Source organism: Pseudomonas sp. G34 (genome assembly GCF_031119625.1).
Taxonomy (GTDB): Bacteria; Pseudomonadota; Gammaproteobacteria; order Pseudomonadales; family Pseudomonadaceae; genus Aquipseudomonas.
Genome location: NZ_JAVHZV010000016.1, coordinates 154088 through 167110 on the forward strand (window position 1 = coordinate 154088; position 13023 = coordinate 167110).

Consider the following 13023-nt stretch of genomic DNA (forward strand, 5'->3'; position numbering starts at 1 on the left):
CGTCGTCCACCCTACAAAAGGCCACTGAGGCCATAGATAGTGAACAGGTTCTAGGCCTGCGCCACCAATCTGATCCAATCTGGAGCAAACCATGCCACTGTCCATGCATTCCATTTCCATCCCGGTGTTCACCCGCCAGTTGACCAACCTGTCGACCATCCTCGGCATCGCCGCCGCCAATGCCGAAGCGCGCAAGATCGAGCAGAGCGTGCTGCTCGGCTCGCGCCTGGCGCCGGACATGTTCCCGCTCAGCCGCCAGGTGCAGATCGCCTGTGACACCGTCAAAGCCGGTGCGGCCCTGCTGGCCGGCGTCGAGGCGCCGAGCCATGCCGATGACGAGACCAGCTTCGCCGAGCTGCAGGCGCGTATCGCCAAGACCCTGGAATTCGTGCAGGGCATCAGCGCCGCGCAGCTCGACGGCAGCGAAGACCGCACCGTGACCCTCAAGCGCCGCGACAAGGAAACCCACTTCCAGGGTCAGGCCTTCCTGCTCGATCACGTGCTGCCGAACCTGTATTTCCACATCACCACCACCTACGCCATCCTGCGCCACAACGGCGTGGAACTGGGCAAGCGCGACTTTCTCGGCACCCGCTAAGCGCTCACGGTCTTCAGTAAACCCTGTGAAGCGACGGCGACAAGACGCCCGCGCAGATCCGGTGATTGATTGTGGGAACGGGCTGGGACGCCTGGTCCATGCCCGTGATTTTTCGCGGGCATGGCCCGCTCCCACAAGTAGATCGCGACCGGCCGCTTGCCCCACTTGGCAGGCAAAAGCCTACTGAGGCGCGCCGTGACCTGCTGGTGCATACCCTGTGCGCAGCGCACCAAGACAGGTCAAGCCTGGTTGTCTCTCACAAAGATAATCCGCAAAAAAGCTGAAAATCGGCATTTCATTGTGCACATTGCACAACCCGCACTGTACGAGCTGCCGAACTGATCCGTTGGCACGTCGCCTGCTATAGCCATGGCTTCCCTCACCCTGTGGAGCCAGGCCATGACCCACCCCACCACCGACAGCGACTATCCCTTGAGCGAAGTGCCGACCGGCGCCCGCAAGGGGCTGTTCTCCACCACCATCCTGCTGTTCGGCTTCACCTTCTTCACCGCCACCATGTTCGCCGGCGGCAAGCTCGGCATGGCGTTCGATTTCAAGACGCTGATCTGGGCCGCGGTGATCGGCAACCTGCTGCTCGGCACCTATGCCGCCGTCCTCGGCCTGATCGCCTGCCGCAGCGGCCTCAACTCGGTGCTGATGGGCCGCTTCTGCTTCGGCGAGGCCGGCAGCAAGCTGTCCGACGTGCTGCTCGGTTTCACCCAGATTGGCTGGTATGCCTGGGGCACGGCAACCATCGCCATCGTGCTGGTGAAGATTCTCGGCCTGCCCGAAGGCCTGACCATCGCGCTGATGGTGCTGTTCGGCTTCGGCTTCTGCCTCACCGCCTTCATCGGCTACAAAGGCCTGGATCTGCTCTCGCGCGTCGCCGTGCCGGCCATGCTGGTGCTGCTGGTGGCCTCGCTGTGGATCGCCACGCGCGACATCGGCGGCCTGGCCGGCCTGCTGGCGGTCGAGCCCAAGGAAACCATGAGCCTGAGCGTGGCCATCACCCTGGTATTCGGCACCTTCGTCAGCGGTGCGACCCAAGCCACCAACTGGACCCGTTTCGCCAGCAGCGGCCGCGTTGCGGTACTGTCGAGCCTGTTCGGCTTCTTCATCGGCAACGGCCTGATGATCGTCGCCGGAGCCTACGGCGCCATCGTCTACCAGCAGCCGGACATCGTCGAAGTACTGGTGCTGCAGGGCCTGTCCATCGCCGCGGTGGTGATGCTGTTTCTCAACCTGTGGACCACCCAGGACAACACCATCTACAACTTCGCCGCCGCTGGCTGCAACCTGCTGCGCACCGAGCGCCGCAAGACCGTCACCATCGCCGGCGCGGCCATCGGCACCCTGCTGGCCATCGGCGGCATGTACGAGATGCTGATTCCCTTCCTGATCCTGCTCGGCTCGATCATCCCGCCGATTGGCGGCGTGATCATGGCGGACTACTTCTACGGCCATAAGGGCCGCTACCCGCTGCTCGCCGAGGCGCGCATTCCTGCCTTCAACTGGGTCGGCCTGGGTGCCTACGGCATCGGTGCGCTGTGCGCCTACTTCTCGCCCTGGGTCGCGCCGCTGGTCGGCATCATCGTTGCCGCCGTGCTGTACATCGTCCTGTTCGAAGCCAAGAAAGTCTTCGCCACGCGTAGTCAGATCGCTCGCGCATGACCTTGAACGTTGCCGATATCCTCGCCCTGCCCGGCCTGCAGGCGCTGCGCCTGCGCGCCGGCCAGGCGGCGCTGGGCAACCCGGTGCGCTGGCCCTACGTGGCCGAGAACGCCGATATCGCCGACTGGGTAATGGGCGGCGAGCTGGTGTTCGTCACCGGCATCAACCACCCCCGCGACGAAGCCAACCTGCTGCTTCTGGTGCGCCAGGCGGTCGAGCGGGCCACCGCCGGGCTGGTGATCCTCACCGGCGCCGAGTACATCCACAGCATCCCCGCCGCAGTAGTGGCCGAAGCCGAGCGCCTCGGTCTGCCGCTGCTGGAACAGCCCTACGGGCTGAAGATGGTGGTGGTCACCCAGGCCATCGGCACCGCCCTGGTGCAACAGCAGATGCTCGGCAGCTCGCGCCAGCACGTGCTCGAGCAACTGCTGGAGGGCGACTATCAATCCCTCGATATCCTCCTGCAGCGCGCGGCCAGCCTGGACTTGCCGCTCGCTATACCGCGCCAGGTCGCCCTGCTGCGCTTGCAGAACAGCGAGCAGCTGTTCGACGGTGCAGCAGCCGACAATGGCGAGCGCCTGCTGCGCGACAATCGCCAATGCCTGCAGCAACGCTTGGAGCACGGCCTGCAGCAACTGGGCGATGCGCTGCCACTGATCGGCCAGGGCGAACACTGGATCGCCCTGTTGCCTTGCAGTGGCAGCCAGGACGAACAACGCAATCGCAGGTTGCTGAGCGAATTGCTTGGTGAATTGGACGAGCGCCTGCAGCCGCAACGCGCAGTGCTCGGCCTCAGCAGCGGCAACCATCGCCCCGAGCAGTTCGCCCGCGCCTTGGGCCAGGCCCGCCAGGCGCTGGTCGCCGCCCAGGCCTTTCCCGAGCGCCTGGGGCTGTGCAGCTTCAACGAACTGGGGGTGATCGAACTGCTCGGCGCGATCCGCGACCGCAGCCTGCTCGAGCGTTTCGTCGAGCGCACCCTGGGCCCGCTGATCGGCGATGATTCACGCCACGAGCCGGTACTGATGCCGACCCTGGAAGCCTGGTTCCATGACAACGCCAACCTCGCCCTGGCTGCACAACGCCTGGGCGTACACCGCAACACCCTGAGCTACCGTGTACAACGTATCGAAGCGCTGACCGGCTGCTCGTTCGATGATCCTCACGACCGGCTGAATATCAGCATTGCCCTGCTGATCCGTCGCCTGTCGTCTCATAGCCTGCCAAGGAGTACCCCATGAACATCGTCAACGCCCGCCTGCGTGGCCGCGAAGGTCTTTTCCATATCGCCCTGGACGGCGCGCAGATTGCCGCCATCAGCGCGCAGCCGGCTGCCGTCACCGCGACGGAAGGCGACCTCGACGCCGCCAGCAACCTGGTGGTGGCGCCCTTCGTCGAGCCGCACATCCACCTCGACGCGACGCTGACCGCCGGCGAGCCGGCCTGGAACATGAGCGGCACGCTGTTCGAGGGCATCGAACGCTGGGCCGAGCGCAAGGCGCTGGTCACCCATGAAGACACCAAGACCCGCGCCAAGAAGACCATCGACATGCTGGTCGACCACGGCATCCAGCACGTGCGCACCCACGTCGACGTCACCGACCCGAGCCTGGGCGCGTTAAAGGCGATGATCGAGGTGCGCGAGGAAACCCGCCACCTGATCGACCTGCAGATCGTCGCCTTTCCCCAGGAGGGCATCGAGTCCTACGCCAATGGCCGGGCGCTGATGGAACAGGCCGTGGCCCTGGGTGCCGATGTGGTCGGCGGCATTCCGCACTTCGAGAACACCCGCGACCAGGGCGTTTCATCGATCAAGTTCCTGATGGACCTGGCCGAGCGCACCGGCTGCCTGGTGGACGTGCACTGCGACGAGACCGACGACCCGCAGTCGCGTTTTCTCGAAGTGCTGGCCGAAGAGGCCCGCGTGCGCGGCATGGGCGAGCGCGTCACCGCCAGCCACACCACCGCCATGGGCTCCTACGACAACGCCTACTGCTCCAAGCTGTTTCGCCTGCTGAAGATGTCCGGGATCAACTTCATCTCCTGCCCGACCGAGAGCATCCACCTGCAGGGCCGCTTCGATACCTACCCGAAACGCCGCGGCCTGACCCGCGTGGCGGAGATCGACCGGGCCGGCATGAACATCTGCTTCGGCCAGGATTCCATCGTCGACCCCTGGTACCCGCTGGGCAACGGCAACATCCTGCGCATCCTCGAAGCCGGCCTGCATATCTGCCACATGCTCGGCTATGAAGACCTCAAGCGCGGCCTCGACCTGATCACCGACAACAGCGCCCGCACCCTGCACCTGGGTGAACGTTACGGTGTGGAAGTGGGTCGCCCGGCCAACCTGCTGATTCTCTCGGCACCCGACGATTACGAGATGATCCGCACCCAGGGCCATGCCCTGGTATCGGTACGCCACGGCGAAGTGCTGATGCGCCGCACCCCGGCACAGATAGAGCGCGCCTGATCAGGTGCATTTGGCCGTAGGGTGGATGACGCTTTTTTCATCCACCATTGCGTCAGTCCAAGCGGTGGACAAGCTTCGCGTTGTCCGCCCTACGAACTGACGCTAAAACGTGGGAGAAGCTCTAGCCGCGCCCCCCATGAAGACCTCGCGGCCGAAGCCGCTCCTACAACTGCGAAAGCGCCCTACTCCACCCGCACGCTGGCGGTCATGCCGGCGCTGAGCTGGACGTTTTCGGGCAGGGCGTCGAGCCTGATGCGCACGGGGATGCGCTGGGCCAGGCGCACCCAGTTGAAGGTGGGTTCGACATTGGCCAGCAACTGGCCGTCCGGGCTGGCGTTGCGGTCGGTGATGCCGCGGCTGATGCTGTCCACCTGGCCGCGAATCTCCTGTTCACCGCCCATCAACCAGACCTCCACCGGCGCGCCGACCTGAATGCGCGGCAGCTTGGTTTCCTCGAAATACGCCTGCACGTAGAACGAGCCGGTATCCACCAGGGCCATCACCGCCTGCCCGGCCGTGACGTAGTTGCCCTGGGCCAGCCTCAGGTTGGTGATCTGACCATCACGCGGTGCGCGCACTTCGCTGCGCGCCAGGTTGAGCTGGGCGATACGCAAATCGGCCTGGGCCTCACGGTATTCACTTCGGGCCATCTCGGCGTTGATCTGCGCGTTCTCACGCAGCTCGGCGCTGATCGCCTGGCTGCCAAGCCGCGCACGCCGGGAGGCTTCGTGCTCGCGCAGGTTGAGCTGCTGCTTGCGGATATCCACCACGGCCTGGGCCTTTTCCAGTGCGGCCTGGTAGCGATCACGGTCGATGGACATCAACAGATCGCCGGCCTTGACCTGCTGGTTGTCGCGCACCTTGAGTTCGAGCACCCAGCCGGACACGTCCGGGGCGATGGTCACCACATCGGCGCGCACGCGGGCGTCGCGGGTCCATGGCGAATACATGTAGTGCTGCCAGATCCAGGCACCAGCGAAGATCGCCGCTACCACCACAGCCAGGGTAATGCCGACGCGAATGGTCGAACGCATGTCGCTCTCCTTAATATCTCCGCAAAGCTTGTTCAGCATCTCGCGAGCTAGAGCCATGCAAGGCGCTACGTTAGTAACAGCCTCCGGCTGGTCAAAGCAGGCGAGAAAGCGAGTTTACGAGTTTGTAAATGAGCATTCCGACCCTGGTTTTAACGCAGCAGGGCCGACGCGCAGCAGATGCTGGCAAGCTTTTAAGTCGCCAGGACAGCTATCACGGCCGCCAGGACGCAAACGAACAGGGCACAGTCGAACAGCGCTTCGTGCCAGATCCACTGCGCCAGTCCCACGCGCTGCAGGCCCAGGCGTACCACGCCGGTGAGCAACAGCGCCAATACCGCGTAGGCCGCCATGGGGCTCAGCAATACGCCGCCCAGCGACCATTCATGCAAGCCCATATGTATCTCCTCTGAGCTGACACCAGTGGCGCCAGCCATTTTGCAATTGCAACAGCGCGGCCTCGGCCAGGCGTTTGTCGATGCTCGGCGTGCAGGCGCGCAGGGCTTGCTGCAGCTCGGCCACCGGTGCGTCGAGGTCGTCCTCGCGGCCCGGCGCAGGGCCGCGCTGCAGCGCATCATCGAGGCGCTGCAGAAAGCGCCGCTGCGAGCGCGCCAGGCCGGCATCGGCCCTGGCCAGGCAGGCACGCAGGTGCAGCAGTTCGTCGCCCAGGTCGAGGCCGGCCACGCCCTCGTCCCAGCGGCTGCGCGCCTGATCCGGGCGCGCCGGGTAATGCCGCGCCAACTGCAGCAGGCGATCGGCCATGCGCCCACCAAACCAGTTTTCCGCACGGCCCAGATCGCGACGGGTCAGCCGGCCGAGGTCGACCAGCATGGCATGCACCAGGCGCCGGCCGTGCCACACCGGGTTGCGCAGCACCACCAGCCGAAAGGCCATCACCGCCACGGCCACGCCCATGAGCATGCCCGGCGCCTCGTTGAGGAAGAATTCGACGTTGTAGCCGACACCTGGCGCGGGTAGGCACAGCACGATGAAATGCAGACAGAAGGCGGTCGAAGTGGCGGCAATCGGCGGCTTGGCCATGCCCAGCACCCCGAAGAACAGCGGCACGCCGAGCACCATGCAGAGCATCACGAAACCGTCGATCTGCGGCATCAGAATCTGCCCGACGAAAAACGCCACCGGCAACGCGTAGAGAATGCCGCGCAAAAACATCATGCCGATCTGCGGCGCCGCCTCGAGCCGCGCGAACAGGCTGCAGACCACGCAGGCCAGCAGCATGGCGCCAGTGGCATGGGTCCAGCCGGTGGCCAGCCAGAAGCTCGCCAGGGTCAGGAATGCCAGCGCGCTGCGGGAGCCGAATACCAGCGCGCTTTGCCAGTCGTAATGCCAGGACAGCGCCCGCGGTGCATCCGCCGGCGCCTTGCCTTGCTCGACGGCGAGCAGCGCACGGCTGGCGTCCTCGATGCGCATGAGCAGTACCGCCATACGCTCCAGGCACAGCTGCTGGCCGCCGTTGAGCTCGTCGTCCGCTGCAGCCTGGCGCAGGCGCTCGATCAGCTGCGCCCGGTCACTCGCGTCATCCTGCAGGCGCTCGTCCACCTCCTGCAGCCAGGGCGCTACGGCCTCGGCCTCGAGGCTGCTCAACTGCCGCCACTGGCGCGCCACGCCACGCGCCAGGCGCAGCACGCCCAGCAGATCACGGCTCAGCACCCGTAGCGCGATGGCGCGCTGGCGACCGCGCTCGCCCTCGAACCAGGCGTGCTCACGCTGGGCGTCCACGGCAACGATACGTGCCAAGGCTTCGAGCAGGCCCTGGCGCGCCTCCTCCTCGCCGGTCAGCGCCTGGCGCGCCGCCTTGAGGCCGGTCTGCCAGGCATCGCGCGCCTGTTGCGCCAGCTGCCGCTCGACCCGCTGCGGCCACAGCAGTGCGCTGCTCAGGGTGGCGCAGACGATACCCAGGCAGATTTCCGTGGAACGGGCGATGGCCTCATCGAAGATCACCTGGGGCTTGCCAATCGCCGGCAAGCCGATGATCGCCACCGTGTAACCGGCCAGCACGAAGGCATAGGACCAGGCGCTGCGCAGCATGGTCGAGGCCGCCGTACACAGGCCCAGCCACAGCGCGAAAGCCAGCACGAACAGCAGCGGCATCTGCGCGAACAACGCCATCATCACCACTGCCATGAAGGTGCCGACCAGGGTGCCGAGCAGGCGCGCCAGGCCCTTCTGCACCACCATGCCGGAGAGCGGCTGGGCGACGATAAAGGCGGTCATGAACGCCCACTGCGGCTGCTCGAGGCCCAAACGCAGGGCGAGCCACAACGCCAGACCGCCGCCAAGCAGGGTCTTGATCGCAAACTGCAGGGCTTGAGTGCTCGGCGCAATGAACGCCAGCAAAGAATCACGCACGGTGCTTACCTGAAAACGTCTCAGCTCTGAACATAGCCGCAGCCAAAGGGTTCCGCCTCCGTGCAGGGGGCGAATTATTAGCTAGCTAAGCATGTACTGTCCAGCCATCGCCTGCGTCTCAGGTCCAGCAGGACACCGAAATGCAGACGAAAAAAAGGGCGACCGAAGTCGCCCCAATGCCTTGCGTGCTCGTGAGCCTGGATATCACTGCGGCTTTTTCTTGGTCGCATCCTTCCAGACGAAATAGGTGAACCCGACGCCAAACAGAATCATCAGGCCAACAGTGCCGATACCGGCCAGAACCACCACATCCAGGAACATGCTGCCTCCTTGCATCTGTTGTTGCTCGGGTATGGGGCTACCTTAACAGCCACGCGCAGCCCGCCATTGACCCAGGTCAAGTGCCAGGCACGAGCGAACGTCAGCGCCAGACAGCGACTGATCTGCATCAATAATTTAGACAGGTCTGGGGCCGCGCAGACAGATACGCAGCAATGCGCTGAGCAGCGTGTTCTATTGGTAGGAGCGGCTTCAGCCGCGAGCTTTTGATGTGCGAAGGGCTCGCGGCTAAAGCGGGTCACCGCCCGGCCCCTCCCACGAGATCGCGACCGGATCACTAACACCACTTTGCAGCCGAAATCGATGAAATCCAGCTCAAGGACGCTGAGCAGGTTCCTAGCGTTTCTTCGGTTTGCTCTTGGGCTTCTTCTTGCCCTTGGGCAGCGGCAGGGCTTGCTCGAAGGCATTGCGCATCTCTTCGAGCTTCTTGTCGCGCAGGTCATGAATGCGCTTGTCGCGCTCTGCGGCGAAGTCGATCAGTTTCACATCATTGCTCATAGCGGCGTCCGGATGAGACGAAACGTCAGGTTCAGGCGAGGGGCACAGGGCTTGCGCGTCTTGGCCACCTGGTGCTGCCAATGATGCTGCGTCTGGCCGCTCATGACCAGTAGCGAGCCGTGCTCGAGCTGCAGCGAATGTTCGATACGCGTGTGCCCCTTGCGGCGCAAGTCGAAGCGCCGCGCGCCGCCCAGGCTCAAAGACGCCACCAGCGGCTCGGTTCCCAGCTCGCGCTCGTCGTCGCTGTGCCAGCCCATGGAGTCCTGGCCGTCGCGGTAGTAGTTGAGCAGCGCGCCATTGAGCGGCTGGCCGAGTGCGTCGACCAGGCGCTGGCGAATCTCGGCGAGCAAGGGTGTCCAGGGCAATGGTTGGTGGGTCATGCCGGAATAACGGTAACTGGCGTGGCTGTCGCCATACCAGGCCAGCAGGCGTGGCACCGGATGATGACGGCCGAACAGCTGCACCTCGGGTTGTTGCCAGGGCGTTTGCTCGACCAGCGTTTGCAGCCAGTGATCGGCCGTGGCGCTGTCGATCCAGGCAGGCCGATAGCTGAGTTCGGCATCCGCCAGTTGCAGCGCCGCCTGGTCGAACAATCCGCCCTGCCGAGCCTCCACGCGCGTCAAACCTCGACGTCCACCCAGAGACCCTGGCGCGGCAATTGGTCGATGGCCGGTTCATCCGCCTCGTCGACTTCGCCCTCGGCCAACTCGGCGGCCGTGTAACCACGCCGCTGGCGGCGGCGCTGCTCCTCACGCAAACGTTCTTCCACTTCCTGGGGATGGCGTTTTTCCAGGCCGACCGCATCCTCCTGGGCCGTCTCGGCAGTCGGCGTCACCGGCGCGATCTCCGGGCGCGGCTTGACCACGTCCTGCTGGGCGGTAACCGGAACCAGGCTGTGAGGAATCGGCGGCAACATAGATGACCTCTCTTTGCAGCTTTATCGGCAGCGCGGCGGGCGACTTTACGGCTGCGTTACTACACTGTCTGACCGGACCGGCGTCGGTAAGTGCCAAAACAGCTGTGATGCACCTTTGGCTCAGCCTAGCCCTGCGGTAACATAGCCGGCTTTTTTACAGGTGGAGACAGGCAGCATGGCGGAGTATCAACCGGGGCAACGCTGGATCAGCGACAGCGAAGCGGAACTGGGCTTGGGCACCATCCTCATGCAGGACGGCCGCATGCTCACCGTGCTCTACCCCGCCACCGGCGAAACCCGCCAGTACGCGGCCCGCAATGCGCCGTTGACCCGCGTGCGCTTCTCGCCGGGCGACGAGATCACCCACTTCGAAGGCTGGAAACTGACCGTACGCGAAGTCGACGACGTCGATGGCCTGCTGGTCTATCACGGCCTCGACGCCAAGAACCAGGCCGTCACCCTGCCGGAAACCCAGCTGTCCAACTTCATCCAGTTCCGCCTGGCCAGCGACCGCCTGTTCGCCGGGCAGATCGACCCGCTGCCGTGGTTCTCGCTGCGTTACCGCACCCTGGAATTCACCAGCAAGCAGGTGCAGTCCTCGCTGTGGGGCCTGGGCGGCGTACGTGCGCAACCCATCGCGCACCAGTTGCACATCGCCCGTGAAGTGGCCGACCGGATCGCCCCGCGCGTGCTGCTGGCCGACGAAGTGGGCCTGGGCAAGACCATCGAAGCCGGCCTGGTGATCCATCGCCAGCTGCTCAACGGCCGCGCCAACCGGGTGCTGATCCTGGTGCCGGAAAACCTCCAGCACCAGTGGCTGGTGGAAATGCGCCGACGCTTCAACCTGGAAGTGGCGCTGTTCGACGCCGAGCGCTTCATCGAAAGCGATGCCAGCAACCCGTTCGAAGATGCACAACTGGCACTGGTCGCCCTCGAGTGGCTGTGCGAGGACGAAAAGGCCCAGGACGCGCTGTTCGCCGCCGGTTGGGACCTGATGGTGGTCGACGAAGCCCACCACCTGGTCTGGCACCCGGAAAAGGCCAGCCGCGAATACAGCCTGGTCGAGCAACTGGCCGAAGTGATTCCCGGTGTGCTGCTGCTCACCGCCACCCCGGAACAGCTCGGTCAGGACAGCCACTTCGCGCGCCTGCGCCTGCTCGACCCGAATCGCTTCCATGACCTGCAAGCCTTCCGCGCCGAGAGCGCCAGCTACCAACCGGTGGCCGAGGCCGTGCAGGAGCTGCTCGACCAGGGCCAGCTGAGCGCCCAGGCCCGCGACGCCATCGGCAGCTTCCTGGGCGATGACAGCCGCGACCTGCTCGACGCCGCCGACGGTGGCGACAGCGACGCCCGCGCCCGCCTGGTACGCGAGCTGCTCGACCGCCACGGCACCGGCCGCCTGCTGTTCCGCAACACCCGCGCCGCGGTACAAGGCTTCCCCGACCGCGAGCTGCACGCCTACCCGCTGCCCAGCCCGGACGAGTACATGGAGCTGCCGCTGGGCGAGCATGCCGAGCTGTACCCGGAAGTCAGCTACCAGGGCCAGGCCGATATCGAGGAAGACCAGCGCTGGTGGCGCTTCGACCCGCGCGTCGAATGGCTGATCGACACCCTGAAGATGCTCAAGAAATTCAAGGTGCTGGTGATCTGCGCCCACGCCGAAACCGCCATGGACCTGGAAGACGCCCTGCGCGTGCGCTCCGGTATCCCGGCCACGGTGTTCCACGAAGGCATGAGCATCCTCGAACGTGACCGCGCTGCCGCCTACTTCGCCGACGAAGAGTTCGGCGCCCAGGTACTGATCTGTTCGGAAATCGGCTCCGAAGGCCGCAACTTCCAGTTCGCCCACCACCTGGTGCTGTTCGACCTGCCCGCCCACCCGGACCTGCTCGAGCAACGTATCGGCCGCCTCGACCGGATCGGCCAGAAGCACAAGATCCAGCTGCACGTGCCGTACATGGAAAACAGCCCGCAAGAGCGTCTGTTCCAGTGGTACCACCACGCACTGAACGCCTTCCTGGCCACCTGCCCGACCGGCAATGCCCTGCAGCACCAGTTCGGCAGCCGCTTGCTGCCGATGCTGGAAAATGCCGACGACGGCCAGTGGCAGGCGCTGATCGACGAAGCCACCACCGAGCGCAAGCGCCTGGAAGGCGAGCTGCACGCCGGTCGCGACCGCCTGCTGGAGCTCAACTCCGGCGGCGCCGGTGAAGGCGAGGCGCTGGTCGAAGCGATCCTCGAGCAGGACGATCAGTTCGCCCTGCCGATGTACATGGAGCAGCTGTTCGACGCCTTTGGCATCGACAGCGAAGATCATTCGGACAACGCACTGATCCTGCGCCCCAGCGAGAAGATGCTCGATGCCAGCTTCCCGCTCGGCGACGACGAAGGCGTGACCATCACCTACGACCGCGACCTGGCGCTGTCGCGCGAAGACATGCAGTTCCTCACCTGGGAACACCCCATGGTGCAGGGCGGCATGGACCTGGTGCGCTCCGGCTCGATGGGCAATACCTCGGTGGCACTGATCAAGAACAAGGCCCTCAAGCCCGGCACCGTACTGCTCGAGCTGCTGTACGTCAGCGAGGTGGTGGCGCCGCGCAATCTGCAGCTGGGCCGCTACCTGCCGCCGGCCGCGCTGCGCTGCCTGCTCGACGGCAACGGCAACGACCTGGCCTCGAAGGTCTCGTTCGATACCCTCAACGACCAGCTCGAAGCGGTGCCCCGCGCCAGCGCCAACAAGTTCGTGCAGGCCCAGCGTGATGCCCTGACGCCGAAGATCGCCGCTGGCGAAGCCAAGATTGCGCCGCGCCATGTCGAACGCGTCACCGAGGCCAAGCGCCGCCTGGCTGCCGAACTGGACGAAGAGCTGGCCCGCCTGAGCGCCCTGCAAGCGGTCAACCCAAGTGTACGCGACAGCGAAGTGGACGCCCTGCGCGAGCAGCGTGAGCAAGGCCTGGCCATGCTCGACAAGGCCGCCCTGCGCCTGGAAGCCATTCGGGTGCTGGTCGCCGGTTGAGACAAGTCGGAGGTAGGTGGAGCCCATCGCCATTTGATGGGTTTCAGCCACATCCTGGGGATTGAGCTAACTTGTGGGAGCGCGCCATGCCCGCGAAGCTGTCGCGCGCAT

12 protein-coding genes are annotated in these 13023 nt (G+C 65.2%); 5 read left to right on the forward strand and 7 right to left on the reverse strand.

Annotated features, from left to right (window positions below):
• The first annotated feature begins 91 nt into the window (after positions 1 to 91).
• The 4 genes from QYS36_RS10735 to codA all read left to right on the forward strand — a co-directional run bounded on the left by QYS36_RS10735 (position 92) and on the right by codA (position 4739).
• Positions 92 to 598, forward strand: coding sequence for a DUF1993 family protein (locus tag QYS36_RS10735; protein ID WP_074883488.1), 507 nt, complete (start codon positions 92 to 94; stop codon positions 596 to 598).
• Between the two features lie 399 nt (positions 599 to 997).
• The gene (codB, locus tag QYS36_RS10740) at positions 998 to 2269 is read left to right on the forward strand and encodes a cytosine permease (RefSeq protein WP_308839470.1); all 1272 of its coding nucleotides are present in this window, start codon (positions 998 to 1000) and stop codon (positions 2267 to 2269) included.
• Entirely contained in the window at positions 2266 to 3507 is a 1242-nt protein-coding gene (locus tag QYS36_RS10745; protein ID WP_308839471.1) for a PucR family transcriptional regulator ligand-binding domain-containing protein, read from the forward strand. Before codB ends, QYS36_RS10745 begins: the two co-directional genes overlap by 4 nt.
• Positions 3504 to 4739, forward strand: a complete 1236-nt coding sequence (gene codA, locus QYS36_RS10750; RefSeq protein ID WP_308839472.1) for a cytosine deaminase — start codon at positions 3504 to 3506, stop codon at positions 4737 to 4739. The genes QYS36_RS10745 and codA overlap by 4 nt, the downstream gene beginning before the upstream one ends.
• 182 nt (positions 4740 to 4921) lie before the next feature.
• On the opposite strand, the gene QYS36_RS10755 is transcribed toward codA, so the two are convergent.
• The 7 genes from QYS36_RS10755 to QYS36_RS10785 form a co-directional block, all read right to left on the reverse strand.
• Complete coding sequence (locus QYS36_RS10755) at positions 4922 to 5773, reverse strand: efflux RND transporter periplasmic adaptor subunit (protein ID WP_308839473.1); 852 nt, start codon at positions 5771 to 5773, stop codon at positions 4922 to 4924.
• A gap of 191 nt (positions 5774 to 5964) precedes the next feature.
• Positions 5965 to 6168, reverse strand: coding sequence for a DUF1656 domain-containing protein (locus QYS36_RS10760; protein ID WP_027909621.1), 204 nt, complete (start codon positions 6166 to 6168; stop codon positions 5965 to 5967).
• Entirely contained in the window at positions 6155 to 8140 is a 1986-nt protein-coding gene (locus QYS36_RS10765) for an FUSC family protein (RefSeq protein ID WP_308839474.1), read from the reverse strand. Before QYS36_RS10765 ends, QYS36_RS10760 begins: the two co-directional genes overlap by 14 nt.
• Before the next feature lie 204 nt (positions 8141 to 8344).
• Positions 8345 to 8461, reverse strand: a complete 117-nt coding sequence (ccoM, locus tag QYS36_RS10770; RefSeq protein ID WP_308839475.1) for a cytochrome c oxidase subunit CcoM — start codon at positions 8459 to 8461, stop codon at positions 8345 to 8347.
• 354 nt (positions 8462 to 8815) lie between these two features.
• Positions 8816 to 8977, reverse strand: a complete 162-nt coding sequence (locus QYS36_RS10775) for a hypothetical protein (protein ID WP_177430838.1) — start codon at positions 8975 to 8977, stop codon at positions 8816 to 8818.
• A complete protein-coding gene (locus QYS36_RS10780) occupies positions 8974 to 9591 on the reverse strand; it encodes an alpha-ketoglutarate-dependent dioxygenase AlkB (RefSeq protein ID WP_308839476.1) in 618 nt (205 codons plus the stop codon). Before QYS36_RS10780 ends, QYS36_RS10775 begins: the two co-directional genes overlap by 4 nt.
• A 5-nt stretch (positions 9592 to 9596) precedes the next feature.
• Entirely contained in the window at positions 9597 to 9893 is a 297-nt protein-coding gene (locus QYS36_RS10785) for an aspartate-semialdehyde dehydrogenase (RefSeq protein ID WP_308839477.1), read from the reverse strand.
• Between the two features lie 175 nt (positions 9894 to 10068).
• Here QYS36_RS10785 and rapA point away from each other — a divergent pair, with 175 nt between their 5' ends.
• Positions 10069 to 12912 (forward strand): RNA polymerase-associated protein RapA, encoded by a 2844-nt coding sequence (gene rapA, locus QYS36_RS10790; protein ID WP_308839478.1) that lies wholly within the window; start codon positions 10069 to 10071, stop codon positions 12910 to 12912.
• The last annotated feature ends 111 nt before the right edge of the window (positions 12913 to 13023 follow it).